At 75.8% G+C, this 15,260-nt stretch carries 11 protein-coding genes and 1 tRNA gene; 10 read left to right on the top strand and 2 right to left on the bottom strand.

The features are described from left to right. The first annotated feature begins 89 nt into the window (after positions 1 to 89). From MUU72_RS06250 to MUU72_RS06215, 7 genes are all read left to right on the top strand, one after another. Positions 90 to 1,487: an NAD(P)/FAD-dependent oxidoreductase gene (locus MUU72_RS06250; protein ID WP_248012112.1), complete on the top strand. Its 1,398-nt coding sequence runs from the start codon at positions 90 to 92 to the stop codon at positions 1,485 to 1,487. A 427-nt stretch (positions 1,488 to 1,914) separates the two neighbouring features. Further along, positions 1,915 to 3,357, top strand: a complete 1,443-nt coding sequence (locus tag MUU72_RS06245) for an MBL fold metallo-hydrolase (protein WP_372503007.1) — start codon at positions 1,915 to 1,917, stop codon at positions 3,355 to 3,357. 644 nt (positions 3,358 to 4,001) lie between these two features. Further along, positions 4,002 to 6,278, top strand: coding sequence for a sensor histidine kinase (locus tag MUU72_RS35220; protein ID WP_282503736.1), 2,277 nt, complete (start codon positions 4,002 to 4,004; stop codon positions 6,276 to 6,278). Beyond that, positions 6,268 to 6,717, top strand: a complete 450-nt coding sequence (locus tag MUU72_RS06230) for a roadblock/LC7 domain-containing protein (protein ID WP_248012111.1) — start codon at positions 6,268 to 6,270, stop codon at positions 6,715 to 6,717. Before MUU72_RS35220 ends, MUU72_RS06230 begins: the two co-directional genes overlap by 11 nt. Beyond that, positions 6,714 to 7,124, top strand: coding sequence for a DUF742 domain-containing protein (locus MUU72_RS06225; RefSeq protein ID WP_248012110.1), 411 nt, complete (start codon positions 6,714 to 6,716; stop codon positions 7,122 to 7,124). The genes MUU72_RS06230 and MUU72_RS06225 overlap by 4 nt, the downstream gene beginning before the upstream one ends. Then, positions 7,102 to 7,728 (top strand): GTP-binding protein, encoded by a 627-nt coding sequence (locus tag MUU72_RS06220; protein WP_248012109.1) that lies wholly within the window; start codon positions 7,102 to 7,104, stop codon positions 7,726 to 7,728. Before MUU72_RS06225 ends, MUU72_RS06220 begins: the two co-directional genes overlap by 23 nt. A gap of 74 nt (positions 7,729 to 7,802) precedes the next feature. Next, positions 7,803 to 8,384, top strand: coding sequence for a GAF domain-containing protein (locus MUU72_RS06215; protein WP_282503749.1), 582 nt, complete (start codon positions 7,803 to 7,805; stop codon positions 8,382 to 8,384). Between the two features lie 21 nt (positions 8,385 to 8,405). On the opposite strand, the gene MUU72_RS06210 is transcribed toward MUU72_RS06215, so the two are convergent. Beyond that, entirely contained in the window at positions 8,406 to 9,656 is a 1,251-nt protein-coding gene (locus tag MUU72_RS06210; RefSeq protein ID WP_248012107.1) for an acyl-CoA dehydrogenase family protein, read from the bottom strand. Between the two features lie 277 nt (positions 9,657 to 9,933). Next, on the bottom strand, positions 9,934 to 13,152 hold the full coding sequence (locus MUU72_RS06205) for an amidohydrolase family protein (RefSeq protein ID WP_248012106.1): 3,219 nt from the start codon (positions 13,150 to 13,152) through the stop codon (positions 9,934 to 9,936). A 164-nt stretch (positions 13,153 to 13,316) separates the two neighbouring features. On the opposite strand from MUU72_RS06205, the gene MUU72_RS06200 reads away from it, so the two are divergent. The 3 genes from MUU72_RS06200 to MUU72_RS06190 all read left to right on the top strand — a co-directional run bounded on the left by MUU72_RS06200 (position 13,317) and on the right by MUU72_RS06190 (position 15,255). Beyond that, positions 13,317 to 14,231, top strand: a complete 915-nt coding sequence (locus tag MUU72_RS06200) for an alpha/beta fold hydrolase (protein WP_248012105.1) — start codon at positions 13,317 to 13,319, stop codon at positions 14,229 to 14,231. A 173-nt stretch (positions 14,232 to 14,404) separates the two neighbouring features. Further along, positions 14,405 to 14,478, top strand: a tRNA-Pro gene (locus tag MUU72_RS06195). Positions 14,479 to 14,748: 270 nt separating this feature from the next. Beyond that, entirely contained in the window at positions 14,749 to 15,255 is a 507-nt protein-coding gene (locus MUU72_RS06190) for a helix-turn-helix domain-containing protein (protein WP_248012104.1), read from the top strand. Positions 15,256 to 15,260 lie beyond the last annotated feature (5 nt).

Here is a 15,260-nt window from a genome sequence, read left to right as displayed (position 1 = left end):
GGCCCGGTCAGTGATCGTCGGGAGCCCGGTGACGGGCCGCAGCCCGGCCGGGGCACGCGCACCCGGCCGCGGGGGAGAAGAGGGACGCCATGGCGGAGCACACCGGGCGCGGACGGACCGCGATCGTGATTGGCGGCGGGCTCGCCGGGATGCTCGCCGTCGCGGCCCTGCGCGGACACGCCGACACCGTCACGGTCGTCGAACGGGACCGCTACCCGGCCGGTCCGGTCTTCCGGAAGGGCGTCCCGCAGGCTCGCCACCTGCACATCCTCCTCACCGGCGGCCAGCGTGCCCTGGACCGGCTGCTGCCCGGTACGGTCGCCGCGCTCACCGGGGCCGGGGCCCGCAGCCTGTACTTGCCGCGCGATCTGGTGACCCGTACGCCGACCGGCTGGCAGCGCCGGTTCGACGAGCGCCGGCATCCCACCCTCAGCGTCACCCGGCCGGTCCTGGACGCGGTCGTCCGGGAACAGGCGCTGCGCGCCGCCGCCCCCGCCACCCGTGTCGAGGTCCTGGAGGCGACCGAGGCCGTCGGGCTGGCCGGCGAGGCGCGGCGGGTGACCGGCGTCAAGGTCCGTGCCCGCACCGGCGAACGGGCGGCCGGCCCCGCCCGGGTCCTCACCGCCGACCTGGTCGTCGACGCCTCCGGCCGCAGCTCCCGCACCCCCCGCTGGTACGTCGAACTGGGCCGCGAGGCGCCGCGCGAGGAGACCGTCGACTCCGGCCTCGCCTACGCCACCCGGATGTACCGCTTCCCCGGCGGCGAACCGGCGATCGGCGTCAACATCCCCGGCTGGCCCGCGTGCCCCAGGGGCGCCGCCTACGTCCCCGTGGAGGACGGCAACTGGCTGCTGACGCTGTCCGGGGTGCGCGGTCACCACCCGCCCACGGACGAGGCGGAGTTCGCCGCGTTCAGCGCCACCGTCGGCGACCCCTACGTCCACGATCTGCTGGACCGCGCCGAACCGGTCTCGCCGGTGCACGGCTTCCGCGACACCTGCAACCGCCGCCGGCACTACGGCCGGCCCGGCGCCGTCCCGGAGGGCCTGCTGGTCCTCGGAGACGCCAACTGCACCTTCAACCCGGTCTACGGCCAGGGCATGTCGGTGGCCGCACTCGGCGCGCTGGCCCTGCGGGACACCCTCGACGGCGCCGGGGGCCCGGGACCCGGCGTCGCGGCCCGGGCCCAGCGGGCGATCTGCCGGGCCGCCGAGCCCGCCTGGATGGCCGCGGTCGGCGCGGACCGCCCCTACGTGCGCGACCCCGGCGCCACGGCCGGTCCCGCCGAGCGGCTGACGACCTGGTACCTGGACCGGCTCTCGGCCCGCGCCGCCGTCGACCGGGTCGTGGGCGCCGCCTTCCGGGACGTCGTCTGCCTGACGGCCCCGCCGTCCCGCCTGATGTCCCCCCGCGTCCTCCTCCGCACCGTCGCGCTGCCCCGCCGCCCCGGGCCGCCGCAGCCGTCGCCGACGGTTGAGGGGGAGTGAGGCGCGTGAGGGGGGTGAGGCGCGGGGTGAGTGGGGTGCGGGGGTGAGCGGGGCGACTGCCGCCGGGGCGGCCGCCGGATGGTCTCCGGGCGGCGTTCGCGTGGCGTCCGCATGATGTCCCCGATGACGTCCGGACGGCCCGCGGCATGCGGGGACTTCGAGGAGGGGGGGAGGCCCTTGATCGGGTGAATCAGCGGGTTCGGGGTTCACTCGCACGGGTGTTTTCGCGGGGGCGCGATGGTGCGCTCGCGGTGCCGCATACGCACCCCGAACCGCTTGTGCGCCAGGAACGCGCTGGTCAGGGTGGGTGGCGGAGTGCGTGGTCGGGGCCGCCGGGCCCCGGGGCGGGCGTGGCGGCGGGGTGGCGCTGGAACCCAGCGATCGCGCGGTGCGTTCACTTCGCGACTGTTCCGACCCTGGAGGTGCCGTGACCGCGTCCCGACCCCGCCCCGCGCGCTTGTCCGCGCTGCGCCCCGCGAGCTTCGGCGCCGAGCCGACGGGGGAGCGGCTGGCCAGGATGCGCAGATCCCCGCAGTTCACCGACGGTCAGTTCCGGAATCCGGCGCCCACCCGGCAGGTGCTGCGGGGCGCCGCCCTGCCGATGGTCCGTACGCAGCTCAGCCGGGAGGGGCGGCTGCGGCGGGCGCCGGTCGGACGCGTCCCGGTGCACCGCCCGTCCGCGGCGGAACTGTCCCACCCACCCGCCTCCGGGCTGCGGCTCACCTGGATGGGGCACTCCACCGTGCTCGCCGAGATGGACGGGCACCGGGTGCTCTTCGACCCGGTGTGGGGTGAGCGCTGCTCGCCGTTCAGCTGGGCCGGGCCGAAGCGGCTGCATCCGGTGCCGCTGCCGCTGGCACAGCTGGGTCCGGTCGATGCCGTGGTGATCTCGCACGACCACTACGACCACCTCGACATGCCCACCGTGCAGGCCCTGGCCGCCACCGGCGCGGCATGCGTCGTGCCGCTGGGGATCGGCGCGGACCTGGAGTTCTGGGGCGTGCCACCGGCGCGGATCACCGAACTGGACTGGCACGAGTCGGCCCGGGTCGGCGAGCTGACCCTCACCGCGACCCCGGCCCAGCACTTCTGCGGGCGGGGAATGCGCGGCCCGCAGCACACCCTGTGGGCCTCCTGGGTGGTCGCCGGCCCCGAGCACCGGATCTACCACAGCGGCGACACCGGCTATTTCCCCGGTTTCGCCGAAACGGGCGCCGCGCACGGGCCGTTCGATGCGACGATGATTCAGATAGGGGCGTATTCGGACTTCTGGCCGGACATTCATATGACACCGGAGGAGGGGCTGCGGGCCCATCGTGACCTCCAGGGCGGGGAGCCGCGCGGCGTGCTGCTGCCGATCCACTGGGGCACCTTCAACCTCGCCCCGCATCCGTGGGCCGAACCGGCCGAACGGACCGTCGCGGCGGCCTTCCGGGCCGGGGTGCCGGTGGCCGTGCCGCCGCCGGGCCGGCCGTTCGAGCCTGCCGACGAGCAGGTCGTGGAGCCGTGGTGGCGCGCGGTGGCCGTCCCACCGGTGCAGGGCTGGCCCAGCTGGCCCCCGGCGGCCCCGTCTCCGGCGCCGGCCCCGGTGCCGGTTGCTGCCTCGGCCGTGGCGTCGGCGCCGCCCCTGACCTCGATTCCGGCACACCACGCAGCCGGTCAGCCGGCGGCCCCGGCCCCGGCCCTCGCACCCGACCCAACGGCCCCCGCCGCCGCTGCACCCGCCGCGATATCCACCCCCGTGTCCGCTGATCCCGGGACAGCCGCCCCGGCACCGGCCGCATCCGTGCCCGTAGCGATGGACGACGCCGTGCCCGGCGGGGCGCCCGATCCTGTGGCTCCCGCGGCGGACACGGCGACGGGGCCGTGAAACCGGCACCGGGCGCGTGGTCAGGCAGCGGAACGGAACGGGCACCGGGCGCGTGGTCAGGCAGCGGAACTGACAGGTGCGTCAGGCGCGTCGTCAGACAGCGGAAGGGCCTGGCGTGGGGCGCGACACCGGGCGGCGCAACCGGCGGCCGGGCAGTGACCGGACCGAGGTCGAGCCGAGACCGGATCGGGGAACCCGGGGTCGGGGCACGTCAGTTGGCCCTTGGCCCTGGCGACGGGCGGGAGGTCCGAGCCGCGGGGGAGGGGGAGCGCAGGCGGCGGAGAGCCACCGCGTCCTCCCGGCCTGCCGGCGACCGGCGTCCGGCGGCGGGGGTCCGACGACCGGCCACCCGCCTCCGGCCGGACCGGCGGCGCGAGGTGAGGGAAGGCGAAGCGAGGTGAGGGAAGGCCCCCGGGGCGTGTGAGGCGTAGGGCGTGGCGTAGGGCACTGCCCGGGAGGGGGGATGTGAGAGCAACTCGGCTGCTGCACACGACAGTTCGGATCTATTCGGATCTGTGTGCGGGGGGTGTCTACTCAAGGAGGTAGCGCGGGGTGGCGAAAGGCGGAGGGAGTCCGAACGGCGCCTCCGCAACAACTAGCGTGCGTGCTCCGCGAACCGCCAACGGCCGATCCGGAGGGCGCCGATGCCTACCGCTACCCCGCCGAGGACCGAGACGTCCCAGGAGGCTCCCAGGTCCCACGGGGGACGGCACGGCCGGGCCGCGTTCCCGGAGCCGGGCGCCGACGCCGCCATACGGTCCCGCCTGGTCCGGCTGGCCGCCGTCCCCGCCCTGCTGACCGCCGTCGTCTGCACCGGCGCCGCCGCCTTCACCGTCCACAGCGGCGGCGCCCGGCTCACCGGCCGCGAGTGGACGGTGCTGGCCGGCGGCCTCGTCGTGGTCTGCGGCATCGTGCTGTTCGCCGGCCTCGCCGGGAACGCCGAGGCGCGCGCCCTGGCGAACCGCTGCGCCCGGCTGCGCCTGGTGTGCGCCCGCGCCCGGAACGACATCGCCGACCTCCTCGACCGCGTCCGCGACGACGCATGGCTGCGGCCCCGCGAGGACCACGAGCCGCTTCCGGAGCCCGGCGGCGACCCGTTCGGCCTGCTCGCCCACGACGTGGCCGCCGCCGGGCGGGCCGCCGAGGCCGCCCTCATCGAGGCGGTCGGCATCGTCCGCAGCGACGCCACCGGCGACCAGCAGAAGCTGGAGGTCTTCGTCAACCTCGCCCGGCGCCTCCAGTCCCTCGTCCACCGGCAGATCCTGACCCTGGACGAGCTGGAGTACCAGGTCGAGGACCCCGACCTGCTCAAGGGCCTGTTCGTCATCGACCACCTGGCCACCCGGATCCGCCGGCACGCCGAGAACCTCGCCGTCCTCGGCGGCGCCATCACCCGCCGCCAGTGGACCCGCCCGATCACCATGACCGAGGTGGTGCGCTCCTCCACGGCCGAGGTCGAGCAGTACACCCGGATCAAGCTGGTCTCGCCCTTCGAGGGCACCCTGCGCGGTCACGCCGTCGCCGACGTGGTCCACCTGCTCGCCGAACTCGTCGAGAACGCCACCGAGTTCTCCGACCCGGGGACGCCGGTCACCGTGCGGGCGCGGCATGTCACCGCCGGGCTCGCCGTCGAGGTCGAGGACCGCGGCCTGGGCATGTCGGCCGAGGAGCAGGAGCAGATGAACCGCCTGCTCGCCGACCCCGAGCACATCGACCTCACCGAACTCCTCGACGACGGCCGGATCGGCCTCTACGTGGTCTCCTCGCTGGCCCAGCGGCACGGCATCGTGGTCCGGCTCCAGGGGAGCATCTACGGGGGAGTCCAGGCCGTGCTGATCGTGCCGCCGGAGCTGCTGGGCGCCAACTCCGCCGAGACCCGGGAGGAGTTCCCGGACGGGATGGAGGACGAGGACGTCCCGGCGCCGGTACGGAGCGACCGGGCGCACGGTGACCGGTTCGACGACGCTACGGGCCGCCGGGCCCCGGCCGCCGCCGGAGCCCCCGGGGCCCGCGCCCTGGCCCCCGTCCGCGCGCTCCCCGCCGGTCCGGGCGCGCTCCCCGCCGCTCCCGGCGCGCTGCCGGGCCGCCGCCGGATCGTCCGCACCCCGGCCGGGGCCACGGCCGCCGCCGTCGAGGCCGCCGCCACCTCCCCGCAGCACACCGCCGCGACGCCCGACGGCCCGCGCCCCGGCGGCCACCACCCCGCCGACCACCGGTCCCTGGAGCCCCGCCCCGCCGACCGCGGGACCGATCCGTTCGCCCCTTCCGACTACCGTCCGGCAGGCCCCGGCCCGGCAATCGCCCGCACCACCGGCTACCGGCCCGGCGAGCCCGCCCCTTCCGGCCACCGGCCCCTGGAGCCCCGCCCCGCCGACCACCGGCCCGATGCGGACGACCCTTCCCACTACCGCCCCGCAGGCCCCGCCCCGGCAACCGCCCGCCCCGCCGGTGTCCGGTACGACGACCCGTCCCGGGCCGGCACCCGCGCCCCCTGCCCGCCGGGCCACGACACCTCCCAGGACCCGGACCCGGGCCCGGCCCCCGACCCGGGCCCCGTGTTGCTGCCGCCGGCGCCGTTGCCGTTCCAGGAGGGGCCCCGGCCCCGGTTGCCGCGGCGTATCAAGCAGGCGCACATCGCGCCGCAGTTGCGGGACGGGCCGCCGCCGCAGCTCCGCCGCAGCGGCCCCGAGCGGCTGCACGACCCCCATCTGATGGCCGCCTACCAGCGCGGATTCAGCCGCGGCGACCCCAGCTACGCGGCCGGCCTCACCGCGGCCGGCCACCCCGCCCCCGGTCCTGCCACCACCCCGGGCCAGGACGGCGAAGCCGGCGGGCCCGGAGACCCCGGACCGCTCCTTGCCCCTGACCACGACGCCCCGATGGCCCGCCCCCGAGGAGACGACCCCGATCATGGTGAGTGACGTGCGTGCGCAGACGCACCCGGAGTTCCGCGGCGATCAGCACACCGACCTCTCCTGGCTGCTGACCGGACTCGTCCAGCGGGTCCCGCACACCCGCAGCGCCGTCCTGCTGTCCGCCGACGGCCTGGTCAAGGCGTTCCACGGCTTCGAACCCGATGTCGCCGACCACATGGCGGCGCTCTCCTCCGGCCTGTATTCCCTCGCCCGCAGCGCCGGTTCGCGCTTCGGGGAGGGCAGCGACATCCTCCAGGTCGTGGTCGAGATGGAGGAGACCTTCCTCTTCGTCGCCGCCGCCGGATCGGGCGCCTGTCTGGCCGTCCTGGCCGGCCGCGAGGCCGACGCCGGCGTCCTCGGCTACGAGATGGGGATGCTGGTCAAGAGCGTCCGCCCGTACCTCTCGACGCCCCCGCGCCGACCGGCCCCGGCGGGTGACCGTTGACCGTGCTCCTGCCCCGCCGCCAGCGGCGGTCCGGCCCGGACGCACCGTGGATCGACGACGGGGCGGGCCACCTGGTCCGCCCGTACACCGTCAGCAAGGGCCGTACCCGCCCCACGGCGCACTTCGACCTGATGACCCTGGTGCGGGCCACCGGCCGGCGGCCCGCCGGGCTCCAGGGCCCCGACTACGACCGGGTGCTGGGCCTGTGCGACGGGCCCGTCCCGGTCGCCGAGGTCGCCGCGCACACCCGGCTGCCCGCCGCGGTCACCAAGGTGCTCCTCGCCGATCTCGTCGCCTGCGGGGCCCTCACCGCGCGGGCCCCCGCGGCCGTCGCGGCCGGGCCCGCCCCCCGTACCGACCGCGACCTGCTGGAGGCGGTGCTGCATGGACTTCGTCAACGACTGTGACCCCCGGCTCCGGACGGACGCCGCGTCCGAGCCCTTCCCCACCGCGCTGAAGATCCTGGTCGCGGGCGGATTCGGGGCCGGCAAGACCACCTTCGTCGGGGTGGTGAGCGAGATCGAACCGCTCAGCACCGAGGAGCTGATCACCCAGCTCAGCGCCGGCACCGACGACCTGTCCGGCCTCGCCGACAAGGCGACCACCACCGTCGCCATGGACTTCGGCCGGATCACGCTCGGCCCGGAGCACGTCCTCTACCTCTTCGGGACGCCCGGCCAGCACCGCTTCTGGTTCCTGTGGGACGAGCTGTCCCACGGGGCGCTGGGCGCGGTGGTGCTCGCCGACACCCGGCGGCTGGACCGGTCCTTCGCCGCCGTCGACTTCTTCGAGGGGCGCGGCGTCCGGTTCGTCGTCGCCGTCAACGAGTTCGACGGCGGCCACCGCTACGCGCCCGAGGAGGTCCGGGCCGCCCTCGACCTCGCCCCCGGGATCCCGGTGCTGCGCTGCGACGCCCGTCGGTGCGCGTCCGGCACCCGCGTCCTGGCCTCCCTCGTGGAGCACCTCCTCACCCCCGTCCCCGCCCTCACCGCCACCCCGGAGCTGCCGTGAACGTCCCCTCCGCCCGCTTCCCGTTCCCCTCCCGCCTCCCGTCCTGGCGCCACCCCTCCTCCCAACTCCCTTATCTGGACGAGGACCTGACCCGCCGCCTGGTGATCACGCCCGAGGACCACGAGGCGCCGGCCCGGGTCGCCCGGCTGCGGGAACTGGGCATCGGCAAGAACCCGCTGCCCGCCTTCGACACCTTCGCCCGCAAGCTCGCCCGGACGACCAACACGCCCTACGCCATGGTCAACTTCGTCGACGAGCGCGAGCAGTACTTCGCCGGCCTCTACGCCCCCGACCTGGACACCGCCGTCGAACTGGGCCCCGCGCCGCCCAGCGGCCGCCCCGAGCGGTTCATGGCCCGCGACCACGGCTACTGCCCCTACGTCGTGGTCCGCCGCAAGGCACTGGTCCTGGAGGACGTCTGCGACTACCCCCGCTTCGCCGGCAACCCCGTCGTCGACGAACTCGGCATCCGCACCTACCTCGGCGCGCCGCTGATCGACCGCACCGGCACCACCCTGGGCACCGTCTGCGTCGTGGACCGCGAACCCCGCCCCTGGGGGCGCGAGGGGCTGCACACCATCAAGGCGTTCGCCGCCGAACTCGTCGAGCAGATCCACCAGATGGAGCGGCGGCAGCGGGAGGCCGGGGCCTCCTGACCGCTGCCGCCGCCCCGCCGCTCACCGGGCCCTGGCCAGCGCCGCCTGTCCGCCCGGGAAGCCGTCCCCGGCCGCCCGGTCCGCCGGGGCCGGCCGCAGCACCTCCGCCAGCCGGCCCGACCAGTCGCCCTTGCCCTGCCCCAGCGCCAGTTCACCCAGCCGCAGCAGCTGGACGTCGGAGGTGCCGGCCGGCGCGAAGACATGGTGCGCGTCGCGCAGGAAGCGTTCCACCGGCCGGTCGGTGAACAGCCCGCACGCGGCGTGGATATCCATCGCGTCGCGCGCCGACTCCAGCGCCGACTCCACGTTCACCAGCTTGGCGTTCATCAACTCCGCGTCGCACGGCTGCCCCTCGTCCAGCAGGTGCACCGCGTGGTACGCGGACAGCCGGGCCAGCAGCAGCCGGGACTGGATCCGGCCCAGCTTCAGCTTGATGGTGGGGAGCGCGGCGAGCGGTTCGCCGTAGCGGTGCCGCTCGGCACAGAACGCCGTGGTCTCGTCCAGCACCGCCTGGTGGATGCCCAGCGAGACCGCGGTCAGATTCGGCCGGCCGTACAGCACGCTGGAGGAGTACGCCACCGCCAGCCCGTCGCCCTCCCGGCCCAGCAGACTGGCCGCCGGGATCCGGCAGTCGTCGAAGAACAGCTCGCCGAAGCCGAAGCCGTGCAGCCCCATCGCCGGGCGCTGCGGCCCGACCCGGAAGCCCGGCGTACCGGTCTCCACCAGGAACGCCGACAGGCCCCGCGAGCCCTCGCCGGTGCGCACCACCACCCCGTGCAGATCACCGATGTGGCTGTTGCCGACGTAGATCTTGCGACCGTTGAGGACGTAGTCGGCGCCGTCGCGGACGGCGGTGGAGGCCATGCCCAGCACATGGCCGCCGGACTGCGGTTCGGTGACCGCGATGGTCGGCAGGCAGTCGCCGGACGCGATCGCCGGCAGCCAGGTCTTCTTCTGCTCCTCGCTGCCGAAGTGCACGATCTTGGCCACGCCCAGCTGGGACGCCTGCACCATGGCGCCCATCGCGGCACTCACCCGCGACAGCTCCTCGATGACGATGGTCTTCGCGACGTGCCCGGCGCCCATCCCGCCGTACGCCCGGTCCACCGTCGCCCCGATCCACCCCTGCCGGGCGATCAGCCGCGACAGGTCGGGGCAGACCGTGCGGCTCGCCTCCATCCCGGCGATCCGGGGCCGTACCTCGCGCTCGGCGAAGTCCCGTACCCGGCGCCGGAGTATCTCGTGCCGCTGGTCGGTGAAGTAGCGATGCAAGACGAGCCCTCCTCCGCGCACTTCCGCGCGTGCCGGCCGCGTTCCCCGCGGGGCGGCACGGGCGGCGCCGCCGTGGTCCCACCGGTACGTGATCTGTCACGTACCGCGTGCAATACCCGTTGGCATACCAGCTGCGGATCGCCCGAAACGTCGACCGGGCGCATTCACCACCGCAGCGGGAGCGCGCGCATACCGCGCGCGACCCCCCTGGTGGCAGCCGCGGAACGGCGCGGTCCGGGCGTCCCCCGGGCCGCGCCACCCCGCGCCTCCCCGGCCCTCAGTGCCCGGTGTCGCAGCACGACTCCCGGCGCTGCTGCCGCCCCACCTCCAGCCAGTCCGTCCCGGCCGCCGCCGACCGGACCGCCGGACCGCCCGGCGCGGGGAACGATTCCACCAGCGCCCGCTGCTCGTACAGCCGGCCGCCCTTGAGCACCGCCGGTGTCCGCACCAGCGCCCCGATGTCGCGGAACGGGTCCCCGTCCACCAGCGTCATGTCGGCGAGCTTGCCCACCTCCAGCGTCCCGAGGTCGCGGTCCGCGCCGAACACCCGGGCCGGCAGCACCGTCGCCGTGCGCAGCGCCTGTGCCACGCTCAGCCCGCCCAGGTGCAGCGCCCGCAGCGCCAGGTGGAGCGACAGCCCCACCGCCACCAGCGGCTGGTCGGTGCCCAGCGCCACCAGCCCGCCCCCGTCCAGGATCCGGCGGTAGACGCCCACCTCGGTGGCGATGGCGGACAGTTCCGCGGGCGTCGGCCGGTGCCCGGCGGTCTCCCGGACGAGCGCGGTGTCCCACGGCGGCATCAGCCGGGTCACCCGGGCGTCCTCGGCCAGCGCCGGGTCCGCGCCCAGCAGCGGTGACGCGGAGAACGGGGTGGCCAGCATGTGGAACCCGCCACCGTGCCGGTAGACCTCCACCACGTCCTGGTAGGCGTGGCCCGACGCGGACACCGCGTGCCCGAACTCCAGCCGCTGGGTGGCCTGGAGGTGGGTGGTCAGGTCCTGCCCGAGCTGCACGCCCGGGGTCAGCAGATGGCTCCCGGACCGCACCCCGAGCCGCTCGTGGGCGAACCGCGCCGCCTCCGCCATCACCCAGCCCGGCGCCCGCACATAGGTCTTGACGAAGTCCCAGTCCAGCGCCGCGCCCCGGGCCAGCGACCGCCGCAGCCCCTCCCGGGTCCGGTGCGCCCGCCCCATGCTGTACGCCACCCGGCCGCCGTCCAGCAGTTCACCGCAGGTCAGCAGCCGCGGCCCGGCCAGCACCCCGGCGGCCAGCGCCTCCCGCAGCCGCGCCTGCTCGTACGAGAAGCCGCCGCAGGACACCGTGGTGGTGATGCCGTACGCCAGCTGGAGCGCGGTCTGCCGGCCGCCGTAGGTGGTCTGCCAGGGGTGGGTGTGCGCGTCCCACAGGCCCGGCAGGACCGTCCGCTCCACGGCGTCCACCCGGCGCGCGGTGCCCGCCCGGGACGCGCGGTGCGGCTCCACCGCCGTGATCCGCCCGTCCCGCACCACCACGTCGACGTCCTCCCGGACCGTCTCGCCGGTGCCGTCCCAGAAGCGCCCGGCGTGCACGACGGTGTCCCGGGCCCGGGCCGGCCGGCGCTCCAGCGCCACCGGCACCGTCCGGGCCGGCCCGCCGGCCACCGGGACCAGCCGCAGCTTCCCGGCCGAGAGGTACAGCAGCGTCCCGGAGTCCCCGGACCACGACGGGTGGTCCGCCGCCTCGTCGGTCAACTGCCGCGGCGCGCCGTCGGGCGTCCCGTCCGGCCGCACCGGCAGCACCCACAGCGCCGACTCGGCGATCACCGCCAGCCACTTCCCGTCCGGCGACCACACCGGCCCGGAGTCGTAGCGGTCGGCGATCGAGACGTGCGGGGCGACCTGGTGCAGGCGGTCCCGGCCGGTGGCCGCGTCGACGATCCGGATGACGTTGTAGCCCTCCCGGAAGCGGCGGTTGAGGCGGTTGCGGTCGCACAGCGCGAGCCACCTCCCGTCCGGCGACCAGCTCGGGCGCCCCGGCAGCCCGCCCGCGCCCATCGGCGCCGCCAGCACCTGCTCCGCCCCGTCCTCCAGGCTCCGCACGACGAGGTTGCCCGCCATGTCCAGCGCGGCCAGCCGCCCGCCGTCCGGGGACAGCGCCGGCTGCACCCGCCCGCCGGACGCCAGCACCGTCTCCGCCCCCGAGTCCAGCGCGTGGCGGCGCACCGCGAACAACCCGTCCCGGTCGTCCGCGTACACCAGCGCCCGGCCGTCCCGCGACCAGCTCGGCGCGAGGACGTAGCGGGTGGCGGCGGCCGCGGTGATCCGGCGCGGCGCGCCCCCGCCCGACACCGGCGCGACCCACAGGGAGTTGAGCGCGGCGAACGCGACCCGGCGGCCGTCGGGGGAGAGCGCCGGCAGGTGGATGCCGCGGACCGGCCCGGCCGCCGTCCGCTCGAAGCCGTAGTCCTTGACGCGGTACCGCGGCCGGTCCAGCGGCAGCCGCGCGGCGAACGGCACGGTCTCGGCCTCCCGCGGCGCCTCCGGCCGGACGATGCGGAACTGCCCGCCGACCGTCAGCAGCAGCTCCTCCCGCGACACCCAGCGCGGCGGCACCGGCTCGACGTCGCCGTCCACCGCCACCGCCGCCCCGTCCACCACGAGCGTGCAGGCCGGGTCCGGATGGTCGGTGGTCCGCAGGTACGCGAGCCGGCCGGCGGGGGACAGCGCGGGCACCATCACCTGGGCCGCGGCCGTCTCGGTGTGCTCGGTGCGCACCGCGCCGCGCCCGTCGGCGGGCACCGACGCCACCGTCCGGGAGACCAGCGCGGTGCCGTCCAGCCGGCCGCGGACGAAGACGATCCGGGTGCCGTCCGGCGACCAGCAGGGGTCGAAGTCCTCCCAGGCGCCGCCCTGGTGGGGCCCGTCCTGGTCCGGCAGCCCGGTCACCCGGGTCAGCCGCCCCGACGCCACCTCCAGGACCCATATCCGGTACGGGCTGCCGGCCACCGGGTCGCCGCCGCGCTCCGAGGCGAACGCGATCCGGGTCCCGTCGGGCGACCAGGCCGGGGCCCGGTCGTCCCACGGCCCGTCGGTCAGCTGCGTCAGCCCCGTACCGTCCGGGCGCAGCGTCCACAGGTGGAAGGTGCCGCCCCGGTACGCGCAGACCGCCAGCCGGCGGCCGTCGGGCGCGAAGACCGGACGGGTGGGCTCCAGGTCCGGCGGGGTCAGCGCCCGGGCCTCGCCGCCGGCCCGGGGCAGCGACCACAGGACGTTCTGGACCTCGGCGACGATCCGGTCACCGGACGGGGCGAGGGTGGCCGCGCCGTTGGTGGCGGCGGTGAACGACAGCGCGGCGGCCGTCCCGCCGGAGGGCGCGGCGGCCCCGGCGGCGGCCGCGGGGACGGCGATCTGGGCGAGTCCGGCCGCGGCGGCGGCCGACGCGGTGCCCTGGAGGAATCTGCGGCGGGTGAGCGGCGAGCGGGGGAGCGGGGTGTTTCCGGGGCGGTCTGCGGTGTCCAACGATCCTCCTGCGCAAGGGGGTTGCGGCACAGTGCCGGCACAGAACCGATCGATGGTGTCACGCCTCGTGCCCGGCGGGCCATCTCCGCCACGCGCGCCCCGTGGCCGGCGGCCGCCCGCCACGCCAGAGTGGGCCCGACCGCCACGCCACCCCAGGAGGCACCATGCAGCAGGACGTCCACGAGGCCCCCGACGGCGCCCGGATCGCCGTGTACACCTGGCTGCCGGAGACCGGTACGCCCCGCGCCCTGGTGCAGATCGCCCACGGCGCCGCCGAACACGCCCGCCGCTACGACCGCTTCGCCCGCTTCCTGACCCGCCACGGCTACGCCGTCGTCGCCTCCGACCACCGCGGCCACGGCGCGACCGCCCCCTCCACCGGCGGCCGCGGCGTCACCGGCCCGGACGCCTGGCGCGCCGTCGTCGCCGACCTCAAGGCCGTCGGCGACCGCACCGCCGCCGCCCACCCGGGCCGGCCCCGCGTCCTCATGGGCCACAGCATGGGCTCCGTACTGGCCCGCGACTACGCCCAGGAATACGGCGCCGACCTCGCCGGGCTGATCCTCACCGGCACCTTCCGCACCCTGCCCGGCCTGGACATCGAGGGCGCGACGGCCGCCCTGGAGGCGGAGATCGCCGCCCACGGCCGGGCCCACCCCTCCCCCTTCCTCCCGCGGACCTTCGCCTCCTTCAACGACGCCTTCCCCCACCGCACCGGCTGCGAATGGCTCTCCCGCGACGCCGCGGAGGTCGACCGCTACGCCGCCGACGAGGACTGCGGCTTCCCGTTCTGCGCCGGCCTGGCCCTGGACTGGGTGCGCGCCCTGCGCAAGGTCAACGACCCGGCGCAGCTCGCCCGCATCCCGCGCGGCCTGCCGGTGCACGTCGCGGTCGGCGACCAGGACCCGTGCCACCAGCGGATGACCCTGGTCCACGCGCTCCTGGAGGACTTCCGCTACCTCGGCACCCGGGACCTGACCTGGCGCGCCTATCCGGGCGCCCGGCACGAGATCCTCAACGAGACCAACCGCGCCGAGGTGCGGGCGGACCTGCTGGCCTGGCTGGACGGACACCTCTGACCCACCGGCCCCCGGGGCGGGACCCCTGCCGGGCGGCCGCACCTCCCGGAACCCGCGGCCGGCCCCGGGGCGCCCGTACGAACCCGCCGGGAAATGGCGTCCCGCACCCTCTGACATGGGGTATCGTTTCGGTGCACGAACCGCCCGGGGACGCCCCCGGAGCATCGGGCGAACGGGACGTGGCGCAGCTTGGTAGCGCACTTGACTGGGGGTCAAGGGGTCGCAGGTTCAAATCCTGTCGTCCCGACTCGTGAACGCGAGTCGTAGGCCGTGTCGGACATGACCGACACGGCCTTCTTCGTGTGTCCGCCCCCCCCGCGCCGTTCCGTGCCGTGCCGCCCCTTCGAAGCGCCAGGTCAACGCATTGTTGTTGCATGGTCACTCAACCACCGGTTAAGTTCGGGGTTCCTCACTGTCCGTATGTGGACTGGTGCGGCGCGTTCCCGGCGTGACAGGATGGGGACGCGGCTCCAAACGGCCTTAACTGCTCGTTGGGGCCGGCTCGACGAACGGGGGAATGGCAGTGGGGGGCGACGGCCGGCCCAACGGGGAGGGCAGCGTGCTCGCGGAACGGCTCAACCACCTTTTCGCGCACATGCATCCGCCCGGCGCCCCGTACACCAACGCCCATGTGGCCGAGGAGATCAGCCGCGGGGCCGCGGAGTACGGCGGGGTGAAGGTCACCGAGCAGTACCTGTCCATGCTGCGCAACGGGCGCCGGACGAACCCGAGTCCGGAGATCCTGCGCGCACTGGCGAAGTTCTTCGCCGTCCCGGTCGGGTACCTGCTGGGCGACCTGTCCCAGCCGCAGGCCGCGCGGGTGGAGGAGGAGGTCCGGTTCCTCGCCGCCATGCGGGACCAGCGGGTGCGCGCCATCGCCCTGCGCTCGGTCGGGCTGCCCCCGGAAGTACAGGACAGCCTGACGACGATCATCTCCCAGTTCCGCCGGCAGATGAACCTGCCGGACGGTCCGCCGGAGCAGGGGGGTGACCGGCGTGGCGAACGGCCCGGTACGGACCGCTGAGCGCG

Origin of the sequence: Streptomyces rhizoryzae (assembly GCF_023155275.1) — a bacterium.
GTDB lineage: Bacteria > Actinomycetota > Actinomycetes > Streptomycetales > Streptomycetaceae > Streptomyces > Streptomyces rhizoryzae.
Note: the sequence above shows the minus strand (reverse complement) of the source record. Positions and strands in the feature narration are given on the sequence as shown.

What these genes read in the sequence shown, in the direction of transcription:
- MUU72_RS06250 (WP_248012112.1), top strand. Translation starts at nt 90, where the DNA reads ATGGCGGAGCACACCGGGCGCGGACGGACCGCGATCGTGATTGGCGGC.
- MUU72_RS35220 (WP_282503736.1), top strand. Translation starts at nt 4,002, where the DNA reads ATGCCTACCGCTACCCCGCCGAGGACCGAGACGTCCCAGGAGGCTCCC.
- MUU72_RS06230 (WP_248012111.1), top strand. Translation starts at nt 6,268, where the DNA reads ATGGTGAGTGACGTGCGTGCGCAGACGCACCCGGAGTTCCGCGGCGAT.
- MUU72_RS06220 (WP_248012109.1), top strand. Translation starts at nt 7,102, where the DNA reads ATGGACTTCGTCAACGACTGTGACCCCCGGCTCCGGACGGACGCCGCG.
- MUU72_RS06200 (WP_248012105.1), top strand. Translation starts at nt 13,317, where the DNA reads ATGCAGCAGGACGTCCACGAGGCCCCCGACGGCGCCCGGATCGCCGTG.
- MUU72_RS06190 (WP_248012104.1), top strand. Translation starts at nt 14,749, where the DNA reads ATGGCAGTGGGGGGCGACGGCCGGCCCAACGGGGAGGGCAGCGTGCTC.